The 25,203-nt window shown below is 46.9% G+C and carries 19 protein-coding genes; 2 read left to right on the top strand and 17 right to left on the bottom strand.

Going from position 1 to position 25,203, the window contains the following annotated elements; translation table 11 throughout:
* Positions 1-34 precede the first annotated feature (34 nt).
* The 6 genes from AC5ZC7_RS07025 to AC5ZC7_RS07000 form a co-directional block, all read right to left on the bottom strand.
* Complete coding sequence (locus AC5ZC7_RS07025; RefSeq protein ID WP_496160297.1) at positions 35-1,366, bottom strand: DEAD/DEAH box helicase; 1,332 nt, start codon at positions 1,364-1,366, stop codon at positions 35-37.
* Positions 1,367-1,518: 152 nt separating this feature from the next.
* Positions 1,519-2,508: a DUF6528 family protein gene (locus AC5ZC7_RS07020; RefSeq protein WP_496160298.1), complete on the bottom strand. Its 990-nt coding sequence runs from the start codon at positions 2,506-2,508 to the stop codon at positions 1,519-1,521.
* Positions 2,508-4,067, bottom strand: coding sequence for a RagB/SusD family nutrient uptake outer membrane protein (locus AC5ZC7_RS07015; protein ID WP_496160299.1), 1,560 nt, complete (start codon positions 4,065-4,067; stop codon positions 2,508-2,510). Before AC5ZC7_RS07015 ends, AC5ZC7_RS07020 begins: the two co-directional genes overlap by 1 nt.
* 21 nt (positions 4,068-4,088) lie before the next feature.
* Positions 4,089-7,223: a SusC/RagA family TonB-linked outer membrane protein gene (locus AC5ZC7_RS07010; RefSeq protein ID WP_496160300.1), complete on the bottom strand. Its 3,135-nt coding sequence runs from the start codon at positions 7,221-7,223 to the stop codon at positions 4,089-4,091.
* Positions 7,224-7,303: 80 nt separating this feature from the next.
* A complete protein-coding gene (locus AC5ZC7_RS07005) occupies positions 7,304-8,326 on the bottom strand; it encodes a FecR domain-containing protein (RefSeq protein WP_496160301.1) in 1,023 nt (340 codons plus the stop codon).
* 84 nt (positions 8,327-8,410) lie between these two features.
* Positions 8,411-8,944 (bottom strand): sigma-70 family RNA polymerase sigma factor, encoded by a 534-nt coding sequence (locus AC5ZC7_RS07000; protein ID WP_496160302.1) that lies wholly within the window; start codon positions 8,942-8,944, stop codon positions 8,411-8,413.
* A 178-nt stretch (positions 8,945-9,122) separates the two neighbouring features.
* Here AC5ZC7_RS07000 and AC5ZC7_RS06995 point away from each other — a divergent pair, with 178 nt between their 5' ends.
* Entirely contained in the window at positions 9,123-9,584 is a 462-nt protein-coding gene (locus tag AC5ZC7_RS06995; RefSeq protein WP_496160303.1) for a hypothetical protein, read from the top strand.
* Between the two features lie 72 nt (positions 9,585-9,656).
* On the opposite strand, the gene AC5ZC7_RS06990 is transcribed toward AC5ZC7_RS06995, so the two are convergent.
* From AC5ZC7_RS06990 to AC5ZC7_RS06950, 9 genes are all read right to left on the bottom strand, one after another.
* The gene (locus AC5ZC7_RS06990) at positions 9,657-12,059 is read right to left on the bottom strand and encodes a TonB-dependent siderophore receptor (RefSeq protein WP_496160304.1); all 2,403 of its coding nucleotides are present in this window, start codon (positions 12,057-12,059) and stop codon (positions 9,657-9,659) included.
* A 264-nt stretch (positions 12,060-12,323) separates the two neighbouring features.
* Complete coding sequence (locus AC5ZC7_RS06985) at positions 12,324-13,379, bottom strand: SO2930 family diheme c-type cytochrome (protein WP_496160305.1); 1,056 nt, start codon at positions 13,377-13,379, stop codon at positions 12,324-12,326.
* Between the two features lie 23 nt (positions 13,380-13,402).
* Positions 13,403-14,680 carry a parallel beta-helix domain-containing protein gene (locus tag AC5ZC7_RS06980; protein ID WP_496160306.1) on the bottom strand — a complete coding sequence of 426 codons (1,278 nt, stop codon included), beginning with the start codon at positions 14,678-14,680 and terminating at the stop codon, positions 13,403-13,405.
* Positions 14,681-14,701: 21 nt separating this feature from the next.
* The gene (locus AC5ZC7_RS06975; protein ID WP_496160307.1) at positions 14,702-17,452 is read right to left on the bottom strand and encodes a carboxypeptidase-like regulatory domain-containing protein; all 2,751 of its coding nucleotides are present in this window, start codon (positions 17,450-17,452) and stop codon (positions 14,702-14,704) included.
* Positions 17,453-17,594: 142 nt separating this feature from the next.
* Positions 17,595-18,491, bottom strand: coding sequence for a LytTR family transcriptional regulator DNA-binding domain-containing protein (locus AC5ZC7_RS06970; protein ID WP_496160308.1), 897 nt, complete (start codon positions 18,489-18,491; stop codon positions 17,595-17,597).
* Positions 18,492-18,552: 61 nt separating this feature from the next.
* Entirely contained in the window at positions 18,553-18,939 is a 387-nt protein-coding gene (locus tag AC5ZC7_RS06965; protein ID WP_496160309.1) for a hypothetical protein, read from the bottom strand.
* 55 nt (positions 18,940-18,994) lie between these two features.
* Positions 18,995-19,759 (bottom strand): hypothetical protein, encoded by a 765-nt coding sequence (locus AC5ZC7_RS06960; protein ID WP_496160310.1) that lies wholly within the window; start codon positions 19,757-19,759, stop codon positions 18,995-18,997.
* Positions 19,760-19,766: 7 nt separating this feature from the next.
* Positions 19,767-20,285, bottom strand: a complete 519-nt coding sequence (locus AC5ZC7_RS06955; RefSeq protein WP_496160311.1) for a hypothetical protein — start codon at positions 20,283-20,285, stop codon at positions 19,767-19,769.
* A gap of 27 nt (positions 20,286-20,312) precedes the next feature.
* Entirely contained in the window at positions 20,313-21,905 is a 1,593-nt protein-coding gene (locus AC5ZC7_RS06950) for a Na+/H+ antiporter (RefSeq protein ID WP_496160312.1), read from the bottom strand.
* A gap of 165 nt (positions 21,906-22,070) precedes the next feature.
* Here AC5ZC7_RS06950 and AC5ZC7_RS06945 point away from each other — a divergent pair, with 165 nt between their 5' ends.
* Positions 22,071-23,324: a thioredoxin fold domain-containing protein gene (locus tag AC5ZC7_RS06945; RefSeq protein ID WP_496160313.1), complete on the top strand. Its 1,254-nt coding sequence runs from the start codon at positions 22,071-22,073 to the stop codon at positions 23,322-23,324.
* Here AC5ZC7_RS06945 and AC5ZC7_RS06940 read toward each other — a convergent pair.
* Together AC5ZC7_RS06940 and AC5ZC7_RS06935 are read right to left on the bottom strand one after the other, a co-directional pair.
* The gene (locus AC5ZC7_RS06940; protein WP_496160314.1) at positions 23,299-24,006 is read right to left on the bottom strand and encodes a LytTR family transcriptional regulator DNA-binding domain-containing protein; all 708 of its coding nucleotides are present in this window, start codon (positions 24,004-24,006) and stop codon (positions 23,299-23,301) included. The genes AC5ZC7_RS06945 and AC5ZC7_RS06940 overlap by 26 nt on opposite strands.
* A complete protein-coding gene (locus AC5ZC7_RS06935; RefSeq protein WP_496160315.1) occupies positions 24,003-25,028 on the bottom strand; it encodes a histidine kinase in 1,026 nt (341 codons plus the stop codon). The genes AC5ZC7_RS06940 and AC5ZC7_RS06935 overlap by 4 nt, the downstream gene beginning before the upstream one ends.
* Between the last annotated feature and the right edge of the window lie 175 nt (positions 25,029-25,203).

The raw sequence follows: 25,203 nt of genomic DNA, 5'->3' as shown, positions 1-25,203 counted from the left end.
CATTGAGACGTCCGTTTTTAAAATATTGTAGATCTTATCTCGCGATATCAATCTTCACTTTCTTATTCTTGATTTTCTCATTTTTGATTTGTTCCAGCACGTGTCCTACTTTGGATTTCACGACTGCCACAAAAGAGAAAAAGTCTTTCACTTCAATTAACCCGATATCTTCCTGTTTCAGGTGGGCTCTCTTGGAGAGGAAGCCTACGATATCTACCTTATTCACTTTATCTTTTTTACCGGCGGCGATGAAAATGGTGGTCCATTTTGGTTTGTCTGGTATCACAGCGGTAGCGGGCAGTTCGATGTTTTCAACGATTTCATCTGCCAGGTAAGGCATCCGTTTTTCATCGGGTGCCAGTATAACGATAGCGGTACCACTGGCTTCCATCCTGGCGGTACGGCCGTTACGGTGTGTCCAGCTATCTTCTGTATGTGGCAGGTGGAAATGTATGATATAACGGATATTCGGAATATCGAGGCCACGGGCAGCCAGATCGGTGGTCACCAGTACGTTTACGGAGCCGTTACGGAATTTGCAGAGGGCCGCATCGCGTTCCTGTTGTTCCATAGCGCCGTGATAGAAAGTATTGATGATACTTTTTTCTGACAGCAGTTTGCTGGTGCGTTCTACGGCATCGCGGTGGTTACAGAATACGATGGTAGAGCGGTTACCGAGGTAACAGATAAGGCGGAACAGGGTGTCTACCTTATCATTTTCCGGCGACAACACTTCTTTGATGGTGAGTCGTGCTACCGGGGTACCTTCTTCTGGCAGGAAGTTCAGCTTCTGTGGCTCATTGAGTGCCAGGAATTCCGGGATCTCTACGGCTTCAGTAGCGGACGTTAATATGCGTTTCTTAATATTGGGCAATGATTCCACAATAAAAGATACTTCTTCCTGGAAGCCCAGTTCCAGTGTTTTATCGAATTCGTCCAGTACCAGCGTTTCAATGGCTGCTACGGTAATATTTTCGCGACGGATGTGATCTCCCAGGCGGCCAGGTGTTCCCACAATGACTGCCGGCGGCTGAACCAGGTTATTTTCTTCTGTTTCCCTCAGGTGACCACCATAGCAGGCAGTGATTTTATAGCCGGTTCCCATGAGTTTAAACACCTTCTCAATTTGAAGGGCCAGTTCGCGGGAAGGCACCACAATCAGGGCCTGTGTATTTTTATTGGCAGGATCCAGCAGTTCCAGTATGGGCAGCAGGAATGCCAGCGTTTTACCGGAACCGGTAGCCGACAACAGGATTACATCAGCGTGTTGCTTGTTCGCGTCCACCGATGCCTGTTGCATGTCATTGAGTGAATCGATCTTTAGATTGGTAAGGATATTACCTAATGAGTACTTTTCTTTTTGCATTTGCAGGCAAAAGTACGAAGAAACTATGAAGCGGAAGCAGAAAGCAAAAAGCAGAAAGCAAAAAGCCCTTGAAGCGCTTGGCCATTGCGAATATTAGATACGCGTTAATCATTCGCGTCAAGGGCTTTTTGCTTTCTGCTTTTTGCTTTCTGCTACTTACAAAGATGCACCTGGTCATTGGCCGGATAGCTGAATGTATTTGGTATTACCCATCTTGCTTTATAAATTTTCCAGCCTTTATGGGAGAAGACACTATTCCCTTTCGCATCCAGTACTTCGTCTGTCCACCATGATTCTTTTGGCCGCACCAGCAGCACCGGCAAGCCGTTTCCGGCGGAGGATATGCTTTTGATATTGGCCTGTAGTACGTCTGCCTGGGTCAGTTGTTTACTGATCACATTAAAAGTATATACGTTGGTGGTATTGGTGAGCCATAGATTTTTTTCACCATATACCGGGAACAGGTCGTGCGCTTCGGTGCCAGGAAGGTTAATGACCGTATCCGGTACCAGGTCAGGGGCGGCACAATTGAAATTATACTTAAAACTCCGCATGGTAGCCATGGCAGCGGACCAGAGTCTTTGCTGCCCGGCATCCCAAACTACGTTGTGACCAAAGTCGATGGCCACTTTTTTCGTATATACGCCATCAGGGAATTGAAGCGTATCTGTTTTAAACAGCATCAGGTAGTTGCCTGTGCTGGAAGCGCTGACAATATTACCGTCGGGCAATAACTCAGCGGAGTGGGTATTTCCACCGGCATAGGCATAGAACACCGTTTTTTTATCCGCGATCCTGATCAGGGCCACGCCTCCACCAGAGGCATTGGTCAGGATATACTGATTATTATATACGGGTTTAGCATCGCTGGGGTTGCTAAACCACTTAATATGTTCCGGTTTTACGTTGGAATTTTCCGGTTTCCACTCCCAAACCAGGGCGCCGGTAGGCACATCTACAATCACCACCCGGTTTTGTGATTGCTCTGCCAACACCATGCATTTCGTGCAAGCCGCCACGGTGGCGGGTGTATCTGCAACAACTACCGGTGGCGTCACTACCGGCGCCACCTTGCTTTTACCAGAACAGGCTACGGCCATGCCGCTCACCAGGCAAAATATATATCCTATTTTTTTCATCATCAATAATTATCGTTTTGGGTGAGATTAGGATTCAGGTCGCGCTGTGTTTGCGGTACCGGCCACCAGTAATCCCTTGCTTTATTAAACGTTCTTTTTACGATCTGTTGATTTTCAGAATTAAAAATCGCTGCGTTCATCACGGTTTCCGCCAGTTTCCAGCGACGGATATCTGTGTAATAACTGCCTTCAAACGCGAATTCAATGCGTCTTTCATGCCAGATCAGCTGACGCATAGCAGCCTGTGTTTGTGCGGCAGGTATCTCATATGGCTGCAGCCCTGCACGCTGGCGCACGCGGTTAATGGCATCATATACACTGGCATCCGGGCCACTCACTTCATTCTGCGCTTCTGCGTACATCAATAATACATCAGCAAAACGGATATACATATAATTTGTTTCTGAGCGCATGGCCTGGTTAATCAGGTTAGTGGTAGGCTCTTTATCATAGATACTGTACTTCTTCACCCCATAGCCGGTAATCTTGAAAGGTGCTGTGGGCGTGGTCACCGCACCAATATATGTATCGCCGGGGAATACCATGCTCTTGTAAAAACGCGGGTCCCGGTTTTCATAAGGTTTTGCCGGATTATACAGGGGAGATGTTTCTTTCGGACTGCCATCTTTCATATCATACGCATCCACGATGCTGCGCAATGGTGCGTTGGTATTGTATTGACGGTCAATAAGGTCAAAAGAGTTTCCCAGCTCGGGGATTTTTGCGCCCACATCGAAAATACATTCCTGGCTGTTTTCATTGGCTGGCAAAAACAGGCTCCTGTAGTCGGCAAACAAGCCATAGCCCGTGCCTGGCAGGTCTATTACCGCTTTGGCCGCATCCGCAGCCAGTTTCCAGGAAGCAATATTACCGGAAGGATTATTCAGGGGACTGGCATCGAAGAGCAGGATCTTTGCTTTCAGGGCCATAGCAGCACCTTTCGTAGCACGACCAATATCTCCGCCACTGTATTTTACCGGGAGCACCGCCGCGGCTTCATCCAGGTCTTTCAATACCTGCTTTACTACTTCAGCCCGGGTATTGCGGGGTAGCTTGCCCTGCTTAACGGGATCCGGGGCTTCGAGGATCAGGGGTACACCGCCATAGTAAGTGGAGAGCATCCCGTAATAGAGTGCCCTTAAAAACTTCGCTTCTGCCGCCATACGCGCCTTTAACGCGCTGTCCATAGGCACGGCAACAGCACGGGCCAGGAAGTTATTACATCTCCCTAAACCCACATTACAATCACGCCAGCGGGCATTGATGATAGTGGAGTTAGTAGGCGTTTGCGTACCCAGGGCAATGGAATTAAAGCCCCTGGAGTCGTCGTAGTTATAAGCATTAGGCGTGGCTGTTTCTTCCCACAACACGGTGGCGTCTCCGCCCAGCACACCTTCCAGCCGGAGGGCAGCATAGCAACCGGTGAGCGCCGCCGTTACATTTTTCTCAGAAGTCCAATAGCTTTCATCTGTGTAGCGGTCGTTGGGCATGGTATCCAGCGCCTTGTCCGAGCAAGCAGCCAGCAGCATCATCCCTGCAACTATCAAAATCAATTGTTTCATCAGCTATAATTTACAGGTGGATTAAAAGGTGACGTTTACACCGAAACTGTATGTTTTCAAAGAAGGGTACTCATAAAAAGTATCTCCTTTGATATTTTTCTCCGGGTCAAAGTTTTTAAAAGGTGTAAACGTGAATAGGTTTTCACCGTTGGCAAATACAGCTACCCGCTTCACTTTCACGCGGGTCAGCCAGCCTTGTGGCAAATCATATTTCAATTGCAGGTTTTTCATCCGCAGATAAGAACCGTTTTTCAGCCAGAAAGTAGAGGGCTGGAAATTCTCTGTGGCGCCGGTGGCGGTGGTGAGAATTGGTAAGGAAGCATTGCGGTTATCTGGTGTCCAGGAGTTATTGACCCATTCTTTGGTAACGCCGGCGCCATTGTTAAACGGCATCGCCAGGTTCACCGTAGGATACAGGTTAATCCCCTGCACACCCTGGAAGAAGGCATTCAGCGTAAGTCCTTTATAACCGAGGTTAACATTGAAACTATAGTTATACTTAGGAATAGAATTACCGGCAATCACGCGGTCGTACGCATCAATTTTGCCATCGGGCTTGCCGTCCGGTCCACTCAGATCCGCGTATTTGATATAACCGGGTTTCACCGCGTTGCTGATTTTGGCGCTGTTGTCCACGTCTTCCTGCGACTGGTAAATACCGATGGCCTGGTACAGGTAGTAGGCATCAATAGGCGCGCCTGCTTTGGTAATGCGGCGGGTGCTGATGATAGATTCTCCGTTCAGGCTAATCACCTTATTTTGCACATAACTAACGTTGGCGGATATACTATAATTGAAAGCACCAATATCATTCCTATGTGTTACCGTAACTTCATAGCCTGAATTATTCACGGTGCCTACATTGGTCACCGGACCTGCCAATCCCCCACCCTGTTGAGGAATGGCTATCGGGCGCAGGATATCTTCTGTACGTCTTTTGAAAACATCTACACTCAGGGCCAGCTTACCATTCCAGGCACTGGCGTCCACACCGAGGTTGTAAGTGCTGGTAGTTTCCCAGGAGATATTCTGATCACTGAATTTAGTGACCGCAGCGCCGGGATTCACGGTATTGTTGAAGGAGTAATCCTGTCCCAGGTTCACGGTGCTCATGTAACCGTAGAGATCCGCGGCATCATTGCCCTGGTTACCCTGGTTTCCCAGCTTACCATAAGAAGCGCGCAGCTTCAACAGATCAATGATACGGGATGATCCGAAAAAAGCTTCTTTATCAATACGCCAGCCGGCAGATACCGCGGGATATAATCCCCAGCGGTTACCGGGTGCGAAGCGGGAAGAGCCATCATAGCGCATGGTGGCTTCCAGTAAATATTTATCGGCGTAATTATAATTCACCCTGCCGAAATAAGAGGCCAGCACATCGCGGGTCACGCGGCCATTGGCGGTAGGGTTCAGGGAACCGGCATCAAGATCGGTGAGGGTATTATCGAAATAGCCTTCGATATGTGCCGTTGTATTTGCATTTTCAAAACGGTTGTAACTGGTACCTGCCATCACATTGAGGTGATGCCGGGTGTTAAAATCGCGTTGCCAGTTCAGGGTTTGATAAAAGGAAATATTGACATTATTATCGTCGTAGCTGTTGGAAGAAGGATTGATGTTATAGTTATTGGGCGCGCCGGTTTTAGGGTTATACGTCACCAGGTAAGGTACAAAGCTACGGGCATAACCATCCAGTTTATCCACGCCAAAGTTGATATTGTACGTGATATTAAACGGCAGTTGGTAATCGGCGTAGATCTTTGCCAGCAGGCGTTGCGGTGCATGGTAGTTACTTCCTTCTTTCAACAGCATCAGCGGGTTTTCGATCGTATTTCTACCGGGGGTAGTAAATACGCTGCTCCCATATTTTCCGTCTTTGGTATAGGGAGAAAAAATAGGCAGTACCCTGGTGAGTCGCGTAAAATAATAGCCGGTGGCATCTCCGCCGCCGAATGGCGGTTCCGTATAGGTGCGGTAGTTGCCGATGATGCTGGTACCCACATGCAGGCGTTTAGATACCTGCGCCGATACGTTTACATCCAGCGTATACCGGTTAGCGTGATTGGCGGCAATGAGAATACCGTCCTGGTCCATATAGCCTAATGCAATGCTGTACAGTATGTTGTCGGTTCCGCCGGAAAAGCGCAGGTTATGCTGTTGCAGGTTACCGTTTTTCAACACCAGGTCGAACCAGTTAATATTCGGATAGGCGTATGGGTTAGTTGCCATACCGTTCTTATATTCTTCAATTTGCGCAGGCGTGTAATCCACCGCTGCCGGCGACTTTCCTTCATTGATCATGGCCTGATCTTTCATCTGCATGTATTGGATGGGGTCCCATACTACATCCGGTAAGGCGGTAGGTTTCTGAATACCGTAGGAATAGCTGTAGTTCACTTCCATTTTTCCTTTCTTACCGCTTTTGGTGGTAATCAGTACCACGCCGTTGGCGGCCCTGGAGCCATAAATAGCGGCGGAGGCGTCTTTCAGCACCGTAATATTTTCGATGAAGTCGGGATTGATTTCGTTGATATCATACTCCACGCCATCTACCAATACGAGTGGGTTGTTGTTGTTGAGTGTACCTACGCCCCTGACGCGAATGGTGGCGCCATCTTGTCCGGGTTTACCGCCCGCTTGGTTTACCCAGAGGCCGGATACACCGTGTAACGCCTGGCTGGCAGAGGTAACCGGTGTATTTTCTTTGGTGCGCATATCGAGTGTGGATACTGCGCCGGTCAGGTTTACCTGTTTCTGCGTGCCATATCCTACTACGACCACCTGGTTTAAAGCAGTAGGTACTTCTTTCATTTTTACCACGAGTGATAGCTGCTCACCTGCTTTCAGCTGGTACCCCGAAAGGGTTTGTGTTTCATAGCCTACGTAGGTAAATACAAAACTATAAGGGCCGCCAGCTTCCAGGTTCGTAAAATGGAAGAGGCCTTTTTCATCTGTCTGCATTCCTTTCGTAGTGGCGTTACCGTTCAGTTTAACGGCCACGGTTACACCGGGCAGGGCTTCGTTCTTCTCTCCTTTCACCATACCCGTTACGCCCACATGAGATTGTGCCTGCAGCGGGATACCGGGGATGATGAGCAGCATCCACAGCAGGGCCGTACAAAAAAATAGAGGTTGCTTTGTAGCGGTGATCATATACCAAATTTTAGGCAATACATTATTACTTTCATCCATGCTGATGAAATAGGTTTGTTGAAAAAATGTCGCTGAAATGTTTATTTATAAATATGAAATCCAGTACTGTCTTGTGTTACATTAAGTTTATTCAACAGCCCGATGGTATTTAAAATGGTGGCTGCTGATTCTGTTTTCAATAGTTGTCCGGAGAAATAATATTTCTTCAGCCGGGCGGGCGAATAGTTAATATGGATATTGTATTGTTGCGCTAATCCTGCCAGCAGTTGTGGCAGTGGTACTTTCGTATATACAAACGCGTCGTTGGTTTCTTCCACGGTACCCATGATGGGTGCAGGCGTTGGCGTTAGGTCGGCCGCTTTACTACGGTGCACTTCAAAGGTTTGGGTGGCTATCCTGAAATCCGCGGCCTGACCGGGTTCCAGGTAAATAGCGCGTGCCATGGAAGTATCTGTTGCCGGTTGTATGCTAACTTTTCCCGACAATAGTTTAATGTGAGTAGTTGTACCCGCATTGATTTCAAATACGGTACCCAGTACGGTAGTCGTAACCTGTTTGGTGTACACAATAAAAGGATTGGCAGCGTTGGCGGTAACGGTAAACTGCGCCTTTCCTTCGAGGTATACTTTTCGTTGGCCGGCATGCCATTTCAACTGGCTGTTGGATCCCAGTTCCACTACAGATCCATCTTCCAGCGGAATGCTGATTTTTTCCCGGTCTTTGTTTACCCGGATCATTTCGGGTGCAGCCGCGATGGCTGTGGGTGACGCTGGTGTATGTGACGGCGCAGGGCTTTCCTTACCGGAAGGCCGGTACACCCATACCAGCAAACCGGCCAGCATAGCGGCAGCAGCGATAATGATTTTCGGGAGCATACGTTTCACCGGCGCTACGGTACTTTGTTGCTTCACTGCATCCAGCATGGCCATGCTGTGCGCAGCGGGCAGTCGCTCGGTGGTTTCAAATGTTTCCCACTCCTCTTCCGGCAGCCACTGTTCCAGCAATTCCGGATGCTGTTCCAGGTAATCGGCTACTGCGGCCGCCTCCGCAGCATTACAATCATTCGCAAAGAAGCGCCGGATCAGGGCAGGCGTTATTTCCATAGTTAAAATTGTCAGGCCGTTCAGTATATATTACGTTGGAAAAATGCGTTGTACCCACGCGGACAGAAAAAAATTTCCGGGAGTTTATAACCGGGACAGAATCAGTAACAACACCATGACTTCTTTGATTTGCTTGATTGCCCTGTTGACCTGGTTCTCCACGGTTTTAAGGGAAAGCGACAAGTGTTCGGCTATTTCTTTGTTGGTTAACCCGTTAATACGGTATTGAAATATTTTCTTTCTTTCTGCCGGCAGGGCTTCCATGGCTCTGTGGAGCAGTTGCATATTATCGCGGTGAATCAGGGAGGCCGACATATCTGTCTCTGCTGCCGGCATTTCCGGATCTACCGGTTCCATTCTTTGCTGTGCTTTTTGTCGTAGTACATCTATTAAGGTAGTACGCGCGATGCGGAAAATTTGCCGGGACAGCGGAATATCAGGGTTGAGACGGCTGTGGTACCGCCACAGTTTAATAAAGGTAAGCTGTACCAGCTCCTGCGTAACATCAGCAGCGCCAGTGCGTTTCAAAAAGTAGTAATACAGTTTTTCGTGATACTGGTAATACATCTCTTCAAAAGTGGCCGTGGATCCTGGTTGTATGTAGTTTGATTTGTTCAAAACAATAATTAGCAATCATTACATTGTTCACAAAGTAACCTACAATAGCTTTTATTTGGAAATTAATTGATTGTTAACTCGTTCTTCATCGCGATCGCACATAATTACAATCTTTTTTTTGAAATAAAAAGGGGATACCGGTAAAAGCGTTTTGCCGCTTTTTGCTTAATTTCAGCTTATGAAAATACCTTATATAGTACTGGCGCTGGGAACCGGCATCCTCACATCCTGCCATCAGCAAGGGCAGCAGCAGAAAACCGTTGTAACAGATTCCTTACCGGTTGAAACGGAAAAAAAGGTCAACTGTTATGAAAAGACCCTGGGTAAAGATACCATTCAGCTCACCCTTACCTACCAGGATAGTATAGCCACTGGCAAACTGGTATATAATTTTTTTGAGAAAGATAAAAATACCGGTGACTTTAACGGTATCGTTCACCAGGGCATTATCCGCGGTAAATATACTTTCTATAGTGAAGGCGTAGAAAGCAGCAGGCCGGTGATTTTTAAAGTCACTAAAGAACAAGCTTTTGAAGCAGTACCTGAAAGCTTTGATCAACAAGGCATTCCTGTGTTTCCAGCAGATGATAGTCAGTTGAAGTTTGATAGTGTTCCACTGGAAGCCGGGGCATGTAAGTAATGATATTAGTGTAAATAAAAGCGCCCCCTGCTAAAAACGGGGGGCGCTTGTTTATTGATAACACGACAATTATTAGAATTTGTAAGATACCGTTCCGGTGAACTGGGTTGGAGGTATCGGGTTAACGCTATAGTTTTCGTGTACGTAGTAGTTGTAAGTATTGGTAACGTTAGATACTTTCGCCATCACGCCGAAACGTTTGAAGTTGTAACCTGCGCTTATATCGAGGGTAGAGAAACCTGGTACAGAGATCAGGCGGCTTGGTAACGGCTTATCTTTAGGCTGTACCGTGTTGTTCCAACCTGCGAAGCGCTGACCGATATAGTAGTAACCTACACCGAGTTTCAGGCCTTTCAGTTTAGTTTCCTGTAAAGTATAAAATACACTGGCGTTAGCGGTGTGATTAGGGTTACCTACTAAACGCTCGCCGGCAACAGAACTACCGGTTACGCCTGGTGTATTTTCAATGGTCATGTTATTGTAGCTATAACCGGCAATTACATCCAGACCTGGCAAAGGATGACCTGCGATATCCACTTCCACACCCTGGCTCAGTGTTTCGCCAATCAGTGCTTTAAAGTTGGTATTGGTGTTCGCCTTTCCGGTAGAATCGAATGGCGCCGTTTGTGTGTAGTTGTTATTCTTAATACGGTAAACGGTTACGTTTACAGACAACCGTCCTTTCAGGAAGTCATTTTTCACCCCTGCTTCATATTGAGAAATAATGGAAGGAGGCAGGTTGTTGTTGTAAATATCTTTTCCACTGTTAGGTGTAAAGGAAGTAGAATAGCTCGCAAAGATTGCAGAGGTTGGAATCGGTTTGTATACTATTCCAAAGCGAGGTGAAAATGCCTGGTCATATCGGGCAGTACCAATGGTTTTGCCACCTTTGAAGTCATATACAGCCGGTCCTTCTGTTTGCAGGTAAGAATAACGGACGCCTGCCATTACTTTTACTTTTTCTGAGATGCTGATCAAATCCTGTACGTATACACCAATTCTGTTTACTGGCGCATTAGTCACGGATTTCAGGGTATCTACCGGCTTATCTGTACGGCGGGCATACATAGCAGGATCAAATACATTGATGCTATCATACACACCGGCAGTTTTATTCACAGATGTTACGGCATAACCGTAGGTGCCGGTCAGGTACCTGTCGGCATCTACCCCTGCCAGGATGGTATGTTCGATACGGCCGGTTTTCAGCGTACCGGTTACGTCTACCTGTCCGGAGAAGTAATCCTCGTTAGTAGCGTTGGCACCTAAAGCGCGGAACAATTTACCGTCTGTTTTGGCCTGTATTCTTTCCAGTGAATAATAATCACGCTGGTATTTAGAGTAAGAAACGATACCGTTCAGGCTCCAGTTGTTGCTCAATTTATGCCTGATATTGGCGGAAGTAGTGGTTTGCTGCGTGTTTGCATTGTTCCAGGCTTCACCATAGAAAGTATTACGGGAGGCTGCATAATTAAGTGAGTTATCACCAATGGATCCGATACCAAAATCAGGTGTAAAATTATGTTTCAGGTAATCTGCCTGTACCAGTAATTCTGTGCGGTCGCTGAGTTTGAACAGGAAGGAAGGGTTGATATAATAACGTTTGGAATGCACCTGGTCGCGGTAGCTGTCTGCTGTTTCGAAGGTACCATTTACGCGGTAAGCAATTTTAGAAGACAGTGGGCCATATACATCGAAAGATGGTTTTAACAGGCCAAAGCTACCTGCGCGAACGTTTACTTCTCCACCAAAGTTGAACTTAGGTTGTTTGGTTACCATGTTCAGGATAGCACCCGGAGAAACGTTGCCATACAGGATGGCGGCACTGCCTTTCAGTACTTCTACTCTTTCCAGGGAGCTCATTTCCGGCATAGCACCGGAGTTAACGCGGGCACCGTTTTTAAAGGTGTTGGTGCTGGAGAAACCGTAACCACGTGCGTTGAAGGTTTCCTGTGTACCGGCCCTGGTAGATGCCATGTACACCCCATTGATATTTTTCACCACATCGCTCATGCGTTGTGCCTGTTGATTTTCTATTACTTCGTGGCCGATCAGGGCTACTGCCTGTGGTAAATCCATAGCAGGTACCGGTAATTTACCGATGGCCACCGGCTTGCGGTTAATGGTGCGGGTATGGGTACCATCTACCACTACCTCATTCAGCTGACTGGAAGTGGCTTCCAGTGCATAGTTTACGGCTGTGATCTGGTCTGCTACTACTGTTACCTGGTTGTTACCAGTTTTGGTACCAGTGCAGGAAATCACTAATGTATAATTACCTGGCTTCACATTTTTAAAAGCAAATTCCCCGTCTTCATTGGTGAGGGTACCTTTTTTGGTGTCCTTCAGTCCAATGGTCACAAATGCTGCTGGTTGTCCGTCTGCTGAGCTAATTTTCCCTTTGATACCGCCGGTTTGCGCCAGTACTGAGAGATTTACTAAAATGAGTCCGATGATAAAGTATAAATGTTTCAACTACCGTTATTTTGCGCAAATGTCCGGCAAAGTGAACCGTAATGATGATCGAATCGGGAAATTGATTTACGCAATCCGGAAAAAATGCGGAAGCTGTCTTGTCCAGGATTAAACTGATTATACTGATTTTTTATCTATTTAATTAAAATAAAACGGGGTATACATGTTACATATAACATATATACCCCGTTCCGGATCCGTCTTATGGTCATCAAAAAGGGAAAATCAGTATAATCGGTTTAATCCTGGACAAGATAAACGCCCTTATTTCTTCATTTCGTTGATCCATTGTTTAATCAGCGCCACCCCTTCTTTATGTATGACCGTACGTGCCAGCTCCGGCATAGCGGTGCCTGGTTCTACGCTGTTCATGCGGTAAGCCAGGATAGAATGTTGGGCATCACCGGGAATTACATCGTAATCGAGGCCACCTGCGCCACCACCGGCAGAAACCGGCGATTTCCGGATACCCAGGTTATCGGGACCGGTTTGCTCATATTCCAGGAAAAGGCCTGTATTATAGGCATCTCCCCCCTTGGTATGGCAATGGGCACAATTCACATCCAGGTAGGCCCTGGCCCTTTGATTAACGGTGAAATGTACACTGTCTTTCCAGTTGGGAAGTTGCGGTACCTTGTCCATGGCCGGCAAGCCACTGAGTCGACCACCGGAAGCCCACTGCTGCAGCTGATTCTGTGCCTGCCCGTTGCGGGTATAATTCAGGTTGCGTGCCTTTGGCCCAATGGGGGTGAGTACGCTGTTATTAATATGGCAACGCTTACAATCGTTGGTATTAGGCATCTGGTATACGGTAGACTGTTGCTGCCCGCTATCGTCCAGGAAGGTAATCGGGATCTTTTTGCCCAGGATCCACTTCTCAGCGTCCTGCTGGTCCTTGTTCCAGAGGTAATTCATTACCTTCCATTGCTTATCTGCCGGATCTTTGAAGAGAAGCCGGGTTTCGATCATGATCTTTTCATGGGCCGGGTTGGTATAAGCAAAGTTCTTCACGATGAATGTCGAATCGGGAAAATCCAGCGGACCATGATCGGTATACTGCAACGACTTCCCTTCCGGCAATACAATGAAGCGATCTTTTACGGAATAATCCGTGAACAACGGTGTTGCCAGTTCATAGTTCAGTATTCCTTTGCGTGGCGTCAGTGATTTAAGCGCGCCCGTAAAGAAACCATAATCCGATAATTTCGCTTTAAACTGAAACGGGCCTGCCGCCGCAGCAGGCGCCGGTTTCTGCTGACAACTCTGCGTGGCAGCTATCCAAACTAAAAAACACGCTATTATTAAGCTAGGCTTCCTCATCTCCCTAAAAAAAATTTATACCACTATTTACAAACATAAGGCGTCACATCAGTGCTGGGATGCCATTTCTTAGACGTCATATTCAGCGCGTCTACATTGACGAATAAATTCGGACCGGTTTGTTTAATACACAGCGAATCCGGGTTTACCGCCGTACCCTTGGTCAGGATATTGGTAGTAATACCATCATAGGTGATGAAAGGCAGGCGCGCATTTTTACGGGAAGGATCCATGGCGTTGAGCTGCTGTTCTATACCCACCAGTATTTTACCGGTATGGTGCTCATATACGGCCTGTGGGAAAGCAGGACCTACTTCCATCGTGTTATCGTGAATGTATACATTTTTAGGAATCGGGAAATAATGATCATTGATTTTGGCGCCGGCACTTTCATCGATAAAGAACCCGGATACCACGGAAATGGCGCTGGAGTTATTATTGATGATCCGGTTGTTATACAGCTCAATATCTGAAGCCGCCAAAATCACTACCCCGCTGCCCGGTGCGGCATTGCCCACACCCCAGGTAGAACCGAAGCTACCGGATTTGGCAAAGTTTCTTTCGTTGTTATCGTGGAAATAGTTGTTGTATGCTTTTACGAAACCACCGCGTTTGGATAAATCGGGTAAGTCGAAAATGAGGAAGCCGGCGGTATTGCCCCAAAATTCATTGTCGTATACCTGTGCGTGAGAAGTGTTTTCTATTTCGCAGCCCGCCACATTCTTAAACGCTTTACATTTACGAACAATGGCGCTATCGGTTTGTCCTACGTAAATGCCCGCATCGGAAGCGCCTTGTGCATAGCAGTTTTCCACCAATACATTTTTACACATCACCGGGTAAATGGCGTAGCCACCGCTGGTAGAATCGGATACCGACCAGATAGCGTGCAGGTTGGTGATCACTACATTTTCGCTTTTGTTGATCTTGATCAGGTCTCCTTTGGAATCGCGCAGGGTAAGGCCATCGATGGTGAAGCCCTTTACATCCGTTACTCGAATCCCTTCCCCACCCTGGCTTTGGGCCGAAAAATCGAGGATGGTTTTATCTGGTCCGGCGCCCTGTATCAGGATATGCTTCAACTGGGCGATGCTCAGGTTATCGAATTTATAGAGGCCTTCTTTCAGCGTAATGGCACTGCTATCGGTAAGCGACAACAACGCTTCCGCAATTTTAGTTTCATCGCCGGGACCAAAATTCAGGCGGGTTTTGTACCCCTGCGGGTCTTTCGCGGCTTCCGGGTTATTATGACAAGCCGCCAACAGGGCAATCAATAATAAGCAGATATGATATCGTTTCATATATGGGTTTGTTTTTTAAAATCAGAAAACATTATAGGCAAAAGTGACGTAGTACATACCACCAATAGCGGGGCTACCAAAACCGTTCCTGTAGTAGGTATTGGTGAGATTCACCCCACCCAGTTTAATGGTAGAATGTGCCTGCAGCAAGCGATAGCTCACCTGTGCATCTATTACCGCCGAAGCAGGCACGGTGCCGCTGCCAAAGCCAATCTGGTAGAAGTAAGCCGGACGATAGCGGAAGGTGGTATTGAAAGAGAAGCGTTCTTTCTTACCAAATCCTGTATTACCGAAATCTACGTTGAATTTGTAATTAGGCGTATTAAAATTATTCACCTGGCTGTTGTTACGGTTCTTCAGGAAATCCGAAGAGAAGTTCACCTTCGCCAGGAAATGATGGGAAAGGTCTACACTCACACTGGCAGCGTAGCCATAGGTATTTACTTTCTCGGCCCCGTTGTAGGCGATATTGTATTGTATGTATTTGCTGTGATCGAGGAAATCGTTCGGATCCTTACTACCGGGTGTATTGGCCACATTCACGTAGCCGATAAAGTTTTTCCAGGTGGAATAGTATCCTAATACATCGATGAGTACGCAGCCACTGATCAGGGAAGAATAACCTAACTCAAACGCATCTACGGATTGTGGCTTGATATCTTTGAGCTGAAAGGTTTTCAGGTCTGCCGGATTCTTGGTGCGTTGGAAAGAGTCTACGCTTTCCAGGGTGTAGGCCGGGAACTGATCGAAATGATATACGCCGTTGAGCAGGCGGTCGGAGCCACCGGAGGCGAAGCTGTTATAATCTACCGGCGTGCTTTGCAGCGATTGGATATTAGAAGGGAAGCTGTATGCATTCTGGTAAGAGAAGCGGATAAAGCTTTCCTTATTTACTTCCAGTACAGCCGATGCCCTGGTAGTGACGCGGGGTTTGGCGAACAGGGTATTTTTATCGTAGCGGAAGGCGGTAGCCAGGCTTAGTTTCTCATGTATTACTTTTTTGGTAAGATGGGCATATGCACTGTACTCTGCAACATCAATCGGTGCATCATTGTCGGGGAAGAGGGTGCCTTTTGAATCGAGGCGATAGAGGCGATAGTTCAGCCCCGCAATCAACTCTGCAAATTTTATGAGGTGTGTAAAATTGTATTGGGTTTCCGCATTAAAGAGGCGGCTTTTGTCGGTGAACAGGGTACCTCCTTTAGAAGTAGGGATACCGGAGATACTGTCTTTCAGGTGGAGAAACAGCGGGCTGCCGGCGCCAGGGCGGCCCTGGTCAGCGAAGGTCCTGGCAAGGTTGCTGGCATCCTGGTAGCTTTTACCCTGTGACATGGCCTCCAACAAAGCGCTGGTGTATTGTGGATACCAGCCATCACCGGTATTACCATCGTAGCTTGGCTTCCAGGCTTCGTTGATCAACTGGGCGGTTGGCATGGCGATGATGGTATGACCAGAATTTTCGCGGCTGGTGTAGGCGCGTACAAACCAGTGTTCTGCTTTTAGTTCTGCGCGGTATTGTCCCAGGTGGAAGCCTTTCAGTGCATAGCGGGTATCATTGCTGTATACCGCATCGCCTTGTCCGTAGGTGCCGGAGAGAATTGCTTCCAGCTTGGGTTTTATCTTGTAGCGCAGTTCCACATTGGCTTTAAACATTTTAGCATCGCTGCTGAGGTAGCCATATTCCGGGTACCCGGTGCGGGCTACCTGGTGGCGGCCTTCTGCCAGCAGGGGGTTGATGATAGGCGCCAGTTCAGGCACCTGTTGCAGGGCACCTTCCAGGAAAGGATTGATGTCTACAGAAGTTTTGCTGCCATAAATATTCACCCCGTTGTAGTTGGGGTCTTGCAGCGGGCCACCAGGGCCGTTGGTATTGGTGGTATCGTTGGCCATCCAGTCTTTCGCCTGGGTGTATTGAACGTTTATTTTGAAGGCAAATTTGTCGTTTACTTTTTTGGCCCAGCGAACGGTCCAGTCGTAGTACGGTGATGGCCCCAGCGGGTCATTCGACTTTCCTTTTTTCACGTGGTTAACGCCCTGGGTGATCTGGGCGCTGAGGCCCTGGTATTTAAAGGGATCCTTCCCGGTCATTACCATGGTACCATTCAGGCCGCGGGAGCCGTACAGGGCAGACGAAGCGCCGGAGAGCACTTCAAGGTTATCCACATCCAGCTCGGTCAGTCCAATGATGGCGCCGATGGGGAAGTTCAGGCCAGGTGCCTGGTTATCCATCCCATCTACAATCTGGGTGAAGTTGGTGTTGCCGCTGGTATTAAAACCGCGGGTAGTAATGGTGGTGAACAGCAAACTGGAGGTGGTTACATCTACGCCTTTGAGGCCTTGTATCATGTTATAATAACTGGGCTGCGGGGAGTTGATGATGTCTTTGGTGCCAATTCTTTCGATGGTTACCGGTGATTCTATTTTCTTTTGTACAAAACGGCTGGCTGAAACCACCACTTCTTTACCGAGTACCGAAGCGGGCGTAAGCTCTATGCGTTGGAACCCGGGGCCGGAAATGATGATTTCTTTTGTTTCAAAGCCTACCGATGACAGTATAAGGGTAACAGGATAATTTTTCCTGGTAGAGAATTTAAAGTTGCCCTGATCATTGGTATAATCTCCGTTGGGTGCTTCCTTCATGGTAACAGACACTACGGGTACTACTTCCTTGGTGGAACTGTTGCGAACATTTCCCGAAATGACAATTTGTGCCTTTGCGCTAAACTGTATCAGTAAGCAGCAAACCAATCCTATGAATATGGATCTTAACATCGGCAGGGAGATTTAGATGGTTTGGTTGTGGATTTTTACTCGTAATAATGGCCATGTGATATAGCGATATTACCAAAATCCCCTGATCGAAAACGGCAGTGGTAGTGTATTTGGGGCGAAATAGGGGCTATTGGGGGTAAAATCAGGCCACCGGGGCGAATCGTTCCTGTAACGTGGGCAAACAGGTAGCCGATACAGGTATGCTGATGTCATCCAATCCTTCCAATTGCAGGTAATAACCTTTTGTATTTTTCTTAAAAAGAACCACTTTGGTGAGGTTGATCAGGTAAGACCGGTGTGCGCGCACAAAGGTACCGGCAGGTAAACAGGCTTCCATTTTTTTCATGGACGTCCTGATCAGTTCTTTAGCGATCGAATTGCCGGACAGATAAAATACCTGTACATAATTATCTTCTGCCTTCATGAGCAGCAATTTATTAGGATGCAGGGTAAGCACCGGCTTATCATGTTCATCGCGGAGTAATAAGCAGGGGTCCTCAATTTTTGCAATGGGTTCCGGTTGCTGTTCCCGCTCTTGTTCCAGGTTCTTCAGCTGGGTTATTTTTTCCCGGGTAAAAAACCATAGCAGTGCAATGCAGTAAGGCAAAGGCAGGATCAGGGCGGTATAACGGAGGGTATTGATAAACTCTGTCCAGGTAAAGAAGAAAGTATCTGTAATGGTTACGTTAACGATGGTGACCATAAGCGCCACCAGGATCACTTCTCCCAGGAACCAGCAGCCATAGGTGGCATTGGTGAGTTTACGGCGCCATTTTAAATTAGCCAGTAAAAATTGGGTAATACCTAATACCACTACCCCACATAACGTAAAAATGAGGAATAATGGCAGCAGGGAAAGATGTTGCCCTTCATACCAGATATTGATATTAAAGGGCAGGAAAATATACATGAAAAGAAAGCTGAACACACTGCAAAAAGCGATCAGTGAAATTCTGTTAGCTACCGGGTCCAGTAAGGTAAAGCGGGGTTGCTCTGCGGCATATTTTGAGATAAGTGGCAAAGTTTGCATGCTTTTCATATCGTGGATGATTTTCTATATTCAAGATATGTAAAAAAAGCCGGAATAAGCACACCGCTGTTTACCATTCCCGCCATAAATCGGTGATCCCGTCTCCTTCCGCATAATCTTCCGGTTGTAAGCCGGCAGCCACGGTAATCATGTCGAAAATATCGCAGAGGTCCTCGCGTTCCCCCGTCTCTATAAAACCGGCAATTTCTTCATTCATTTCATTATATGCTTTCACGGCCGTTTCAAACAGGCCCAGTTTGGTGGCTTCTTCGGCGCTTTCGCCTGCGGTTTGTAAGCCGGCAATCAGCTCATTTAAAATGTTGGCAGCGGCTTCGCAATTTTCCGGGCTGTATTGGTCCATACCGCCAATGTCATCTTCATCAGGATAAAATTTTTCGCTCCACTCTTCAAATGGGTAATGTGCCTTTACAGCCGCTAATCTCTCCGCGTATGTCATTGTTCTTTTTTTGAGGGGGCAAATATAGGTTATTCTGCTGCCCTTTTTTCCTGCCTTAGTAGAGTTTTTTCACCTCCCCGATATAACTCCCGGAACAAGTAACCACCGGCGCATTTCTTTCCCGTATATACTTATACAACTTACTATTGAGGGGATCTATGGTTCCTCCTTTCTGACTAAGCAGGTCAATAGCCGTTACGCCAAAAGCCTGCACTTCACAGCACATGCTTTGCAACATGACCAAAATTTTCGGCAGTGGATCCGGCGTAGCAATGAGTGCGGTAATATATTTTCCCTCTTCTGTACGGGCCCCACAATTCATGGCGTATATTTTATTAAAAGAGATTTCCACTGCTACGTCATGCACTGTTTTTTGCGCATGATAAAAGTTATTCCGGCTTTCCAGGAAAGTCTTCATCGCTGCTGCATTATAATGGATCGCTTTTACCGTGCTATCGGCTTCCAGGAAGGCAGGGCCTTTTGAAAACGCACTTTCTGTAAAACAAACAGCACTCAGCAGGATGCTATCGTTCCGCGTTAATAAATTAATAAAAAAGTTGTTGGGATAGAACCGTATAGCGATGCGCTGGTGATGCACCTCACCATGCAACGGCCGGTTCAGCGGCGTACCTATTCCGCTGTTGGATGGCATATAATTTTTTAGCAGTGTATTCAACTGCTGCATTAAAGCAGTTTTAGTGACAGCTTTCGCCACCGCTGCATTCACCGCATCGAAATCTTTTTTGGCAAAGTGTTGGCCATGGGCGGAAAAGCACAGCACCAACATAAGGTTGACAAGGACATAGATACGGGATAGCATATGGTTATTATTTAAAATCAGGTATTTCTCCCGGCTTCAACTCCCTCCCCCGCCGCTGTTCCGCTATTGCCAATGCTTCCGCCGGCAATGGGTTGAATCCTTTGGGCGCCTTATGTGCCGGACCTTTATAAATGCCAATAAATGGTTTTGAAATGGTGCGCCGGGTAACGGGATCGGTCATACGAAAATACTGGGGATACCAACCTTGCACCACCCGGGTATCCGGCAAAGGCTTTTTTGCCACTTTTTCCCTATTGGCTAATATTTTTTCCAGGGAGATGCGACTGATATCCGTTGCCGAGAAGAAATATACTTTTCGCCCCCGGAGCGACTGGCCCGAACTGCTTTTAAATACGCCGGCATGGTGCCATTCCGTAGCAAATACTTCCAGCTCCTTCGCCGCTATTTTAACCTGGAACTGTTTCGACAGCAACGCCGCTACCTCACCGGCTTTCAGTAATCCTTTATCTTCCGCGTCCTGGTAGTTTTCGGACTTTCCCTGCCGGAGGTAATCACTCATTTTCATGCCGGCAAGATACAATTTATTTACCCACTAGATATTCTCCAGCTTCATGTTTAATATTTCCTCCTCAATATCTACCAACTCATGATATTTCCTGATAATTTCATGTTCCGTATGGGGATTTTTATTGAGTTCGTGTAATACTTTGCGCTGATGCTCCAACATCTTCAGGTATATCTTCTTATATATTTTATGATCCACCTTTTCTGTCTGACTATGTATAGTTACTGACTTACGATGCACCAGGTCTTCCCGTAACTGCTGTAAAGCCGTATTAGCCGCCAGTTCTTTTGCATGATACGTATCCAGGAAGTGAATACTTTCCCGTACCAGGGCTTCGCGGATATTTCTTTCCTGCTCTTCCGGCGACAAGTGCTTATCCGGATCTTCCATCTTCAACCACCGGATCAGCAAAGGCAGCGTAAGCCCCTGTACCACCAGGGTCATTAATATCACCGTGAAAGTGATAAATAAAATCAGGTTGCGTTGCGGAAATAATTGACCATTATCCATGTACACCGGGATAGATAACGCCGCCGCCAGCGACACCACCCCTCTCATGCCCGCCCAGCCTATAATCAACGGGCCTTTCCAGCCAGGACGATTATCTGCCGTAGTAATATAACGACTTGCAAACACCGTAAAAGCAGAAGCCCCCAGGGTGGATAGCAACCGCGTTACCATCAGTACCACCGTGATAATAAGGCCATATTTAATCGCAGCTCCAAGACTCACAGTGCCCAGTTCTTTGATAATCACCGGTAACTCCAATCCTATCAACATAAATACCAATCCATTCAATAAAAATCCCAACGTAGACCAAACATTGGCACCCTGCAGGCGGCTTCTGTAATTCAAAATCCGCTGACTCCGGGCGGAAAGGAAAAGTCCGCCACTTACCACCGCCAGCACACCGGAACCGTGAAATGATTCTGCCGCGATATACATCACATAAGGTGCGGTGAGGGTCAGCAATACATCCATCTCTGTACTGGTAGGCAGCCAGCGATGAATAATGTAATACAGCACTCCTACCAGCAACCCAATGGCCACGCCCATTACAATCACCACCACAAAACTAACGGCGGCATCACGGAATACAAATACGCCCGTCATCACCGCTACTTTAGCAAACCCAAATACGATTAAACTGGAAGCATCGTTCATCAGGCTTTCGCCCTCCAATATCGCTGATAAACGCTTCGGTACTTTCACATACTTCAGGATAGTAGTAGCAGATACCGCATCTGGCGGCGATACAATGCCGCCTAACAGGAAACCCAACGCCAGCGTAAAACCCGGGATAAGTGCATGCGATACCAACGCCACCACCAATGAAGTCACCATCACAATCAGAAAAGCAAAACTGGAAATCACCCGGCGCCATCGCCAGAACTCTTTCCACGATGTATACCACGCCGCTTCATATAACAAGGGTGGTAAAATAATCAGCAAAATCAGCTCCGGATTGATTTGTATAGACGGCAGAAAATGAAACATGCTTAAAACCAGCCCTCCTATCACCAGCACAATCGGATAAGCTATTTTCAGTTTCTGCGCCAGCATCACCAAAGACAAGATAATAAAGACCAGGATAATATATTCGATGACGTTAGCAAGCATATGAGGACAGAATGTATAACAAGATAAAAAAACGTTCTGTTAATCAACATACTGCCCGGCAAGATTGTTGGAAAAGCCGGCAGCAACTTATTATATTTGTTAGCACGGCAATTATTTTCTCCCCGGAAAAAATAACCCGGTATACATCTCACTAAGTAAACACGTATGAAAACAAGCCTGGCCCTTCTTATTTCCTGTTTCATTACCGGATTTGCCTTTGCGCAACCATCGTCCACCACCGGCATTCAATTCTTTAAAGGTACCTACGCCGCCTTGCTACAGGAAGCACAGCAACAACACAAAATGATTTTCATAGATGTATATACCGATTGGTGCGGACCTTGTAAAGGAATGGATAAATTTGTTTTCCCCTTAAAAGAAGTAGGTGATAAATATAATCCTTCGTTCCTGAACTATAAGTTGAATGCAGAAAAAGGAGAAGGCATCGCACTCGCCAAAAAGTTTAATATCACCGCCTACCCTACATTCCTGTTTCTTAACAGCAATGGCTACCTGGTGCATAAAGTGATCGGGGAAAGTGAAGCACCGGTATTTATCCATCATGTTGATAAAGCACTGGCGCTGGCCACCGATAAAAATCAACTGGGTAACCTCGAGGCGGCCTTCGCTGCCGGCAACCGGGAACCGGCGTTCCTGCGCACTTATATCATGCAGCAAGCCACACTGGCCATGGATAACAGCCAAACCTTTGATGCCTGGTTCAATGCCATGCCAACGGCTGAATTAAAAAAGGAGACACAGTTGTTGTTTATCGGGCAGTACTTAAACGGTACACATACCAAAGCCCTGCCCTGGCTAATGAAACACTATGCCACTTTGAGCGATACCGCCAGGGCCATTATTACCAAACATATTTATAATGAAGTTTCGGAAAAAGGTATCCCAGTAGCACTCCGGGACAAAAATATACCGGAACTGAAACAACTCGTAGCCTTTGCGCAGCAATTGGGTACGGCCAACCAACAACAGGCCACCCGTATGAACCGGATTTATTTAATGTATGCGGAACTGGTAAAAGACACCGCCCTACTGAAGAAGAGTGGTTATACCATGGTAGGTAACCTGATGCAACTCAACATTGACAGCATTCGTGCAGAAGATGCAAGGCGATATGCCAAACTGCTAGGGCCATACCTGTCAGGAGAAAAAGACAGCAGCAAAATAGCCAACTTCCAGGAGGAAAAAGCCTTTGCGGTGAATACCTATTCGAAAGAAATATACATGTGGCTGTTTACAGCTGCTTCGGCCTTTGGCAACACGCTCGACGGCAGGGATAAGGGTTTGGAAGATGCGCTTAAATGGGCTAACAGAGCGGACCAATTAATTCCGGGCATCAAAGAAAACACCGCCCTGATGACAAAACTGAAAAATGCTATTTCTTCATCAGGTGATCACTGATCAGTTTCATCAACTCCTCTTTATAATTTTTACTGACAGGAATTTTGTGGGTACCTATCGTGATTTCATTATTGGAGATGGACTGAATTTTATCCACCGCTACTATAAATGATTTCTGTATCCGCAAAAACTTTGCTGGTGGCAGCTGTTCTTCTACTGACTTCATGGTGGCCAGTGTCAGGAACTTTTGCTGCTGCGTATAAATGGTGACATAGTTCTGGCTGCCTTCAATGAAAAGGATATCCTGGTAAGCTATTTTCTCATAGCTGTTATTACATTTGATAAAGAAGAAGGAAGCCGTGGCAGGATCGGCTGACTGCTGGGATTGCAGAAAGTCCTGCGCCCGGTTTACACTACGCAGGAAACGATCCGGTGTAATTGGTTTTACCAGGTAATCGAGTACATTCAGTTCAAACCCTTCCAGCGCAAAATTAGGATATGCCGTGGTGATGATCACCAGCGGTTTTACGGCCAGTCCACGGAGGAAATCAGTGCCACGTATTTTCGGCATTTCAATGTCCAGGAACATCAGGTCTATTTTCTCCTGTGACAATACCTGGCTGGCTTCCATCACGTTACTGCAGCTGGCGCTCAGTTTCAGAAAACCCGTATCCTGCACCAGCAGCTCCAGTCCTTCCCGTGCCAGGGGCTCGTCGTCAACAATGATACATGTTATGTTCATACAATATTGATGGTCAATAACACCCGGTAATTAGTGGCACCGGGAGTGATTTGTAAATGATAATTCCCTTTGTAAATCAATTCCAGTCTGCGCTTCACATTTTCCAGTCCTATGCCTCCGGTGGTGGTGTCGCTTGTTTGCAGGGTAGCATCTGTGCTGTTATCTATCTCCAGTGAAAACACCGGATGCTGATAATCCAGGTACAGTTGTATATAATTTTCGTTGTTCGTATAGGCGGATACGTATTTCCAGGCATTTTCCACGAAAGGCAGCAGTATCAGGGGCGCGATGGAAAAATTAGCCACCGTGGGCGCCACCTGGTAATCCAGTTGCAGCGTCTTTCCCTTGCGGAGCTGTTCCAGCTGTACATAGTTATCCAGGTAGTAAATTTCCCGTTCTATCGGAATATAGGGCGTATTACATTCGTATAGCTGGTACCGTAGCATATCTGCAAAGGTGGCCAGTGTGCCGGCGGCCATCTCCTGGTCTTTCCGGATGAGCACATAGATACTGTTGATGGCGTTAAAAAGAAAGTGCGGGTTCATCTGTGATTTGAGGAAGCGCAGTTCATTTTCCGTACGTTCTTTTTCCACTGCTTGCTGGTGGCGGTCGCTGAGGAGTTTATTCTTAATCAGTTTGGCCGCTATAAACATAAATGCAGTATAGAAATTAGTCATTGCTATAAAGCCGGAGAAGTAAAGTACATCGCGTACAATGTTATCCCGTTTTTCGCCGATCAAATATATTTCTATCCAGGCAATGAGCAGTGCCGAAATGATTAACAGCAGAAAGGCGATGCCACCGAATTTCCAGTACTTCTTCTGATAAAAATACCGGGGCAGCAGCCCGTAAATAATGGTGTACACCAGTGTTGCCTGGATCAGCAGCCAAATAGCAATAGACAGGAACGCTTCCGGCAACGTGCTATGGTAAGACCGATAGCTGAAAAAGGACCAGAAGAGCAGATCAGCTGTCCAAAACAGGATATGAAACCCTTTATATTTTGTGAAGAATTGACGCATAATGGGGCAAGGTAGGCGGCGCTCTACAATGTAGCAATATTAATTGACGAAACCATTGCTCCCGTTGATCAAATACAAAATAGTGCACCAACGGGGTGTTGAGCGCGCTGGTATCCGGGTGTGCTATCACCTTGTCCTTTCAAAATGCTATTTGGTCAAACTGATTTTTGCAGGT

It is taken from the genome of Chitinophaga sp. 9-1-y (assembly GCF_059511905.2).
Note: the sequence above shows the minus strand (reverse complement) of the source record. Positions and strands in the feature narration are given on the sequence as shown.

What these genes read in the sequence shown, in the direction of transcription:
- AC5ZC7_RS06940 (WP_496160314.1), bottom strand. Translation starts at nt 24,006, where the DNA reads ATGAACATAACATGTATCATTGTTGACGACGAGCCCCTGGCACGGGAA.
- AC5ZC7_RS06935 (WP_496160315.1), bottom strand. Translation starts at nt 25,028, where the DNA reads ATGCGTCAATTCTTCACAAAATATAAAGGGTTTCATATCCTGTTTTGG.
- AC5ZC7_RS06960 (WP_496160310.1), bottom strand. Translation starts at nt 19,759, where the DNA reads ATGCTATCCCGTATCTATGTCCTTGTCAACCTTATGTTGGTGCTGTGC.
- AC5ZC7_RS06965 (WP_496160309.1), bottom strand. Translation starts at nt 18,939, where the DNA reads ATGACATACGCGGAGAGATTAGCGGCTGTAAAGGCACATTACCCATTT.
- AC5ZC7_RS06985 (WP_496160305.1), bottom strand. Translation starts at nt 13,379, where the DNA reads ATGAGGAAGCCTAGCTTAATAATAGCGTGTTTTTTAGTTTGGATAGCT.
- AC5ZC7_RS06945 (WP_496160313.1), top strand. Translation starts at nt 22,071, where the DNA reads ATGAAAACAAGCCTGGCCCTTCTTATTTCCTGTTTCATTACCGGATTT.
- AC5ZC7_RS06950 (WP_496160312.1), bottom strand. Translation starts at nt 21,905, where the DNA reads ATGCTTGCTAACGTCATCGAATATATTATCCTGGTCTTTATTATCTTG.
- AC5ZC7_RS07015 (WP_496160299.1), bottom strand. Translation starts at nt 4,067, where the DNA reads ATGAAACAATTGATTTTGATAGTTGCAGGGATGATGCTGCTGGCTGCT.
- AC5ZC7_RS06975 (WP_496160307.1), bottom strand. Translation starts at nt 17,452, where the DNA reads ATGTTAAGATCCATATTCATAGGATTGGTTTGCTGCTTACTGATACAG.
- AC5ZC7_RS06970 (WP_496160308.1), bottom strand. Translation starts at nt 18,491, where the DNA reads ATGAAAAGCATGCAAACTTTGCCACTTATCTCAAAATATGCCGCAGAG.
- AC5ZC7_RS06980 (WP_496160306.1), bottom strand. Translation starts at nt 14,680, where the DNA reads ATGAAACGATATCATATCTGCTTATTATTGATTGCCCTGTTGGCGGCT.
- AC5ZC7_RS07005 (WP_496160301.1), bottom strand. Translation starts at nt 8,326, where the DNA reads ATGGAAATAACGCCTGCCCTGATCCGGCGCTTCTTTGCGAATGATTGT.
- AC5ZC7_RS06955 (WP_496160311.1), bottom strand. Translation starts at nt 20,285, where the DNA reads ATGAAAATGAGTGATTACCTCCGGCAGGGAAAGTCCGAAAACTACCAG.
- AC5ZC7_RS07025 (WP_496160297.1), bottom strand. Translation starts at nt 1,366, where the DNA reads ATGCAAAAAGAAAAGTACTCATTAGGTAATATCCTTACCAATCTAAAG.
- AC5ZC7_RS07010 (WP_496160300.1), bottom strand. Translation starts at nt 7,223, where the DNA reads ATGATCACCGCTACAAAGCAACCTCTATTTTTTTGTACGGCCCTGCTG.
- AC5ZC7_RS07020 (WP_496160298.1), bottom strand. Translation starts at nt 2,508, where the DNA reads ATGATGAAAAAAATAGGATATATATTTTGCCTGGTGAGCGGCATGGCC.
- AC5ZC7_RS06995 (WP_496160303.1), top strand. Translation starts at nt 9,123, where the DNA reads ATGAAAATACCTTATATAGTACTGGCGCTGGGAACCGGCATCCTCACA.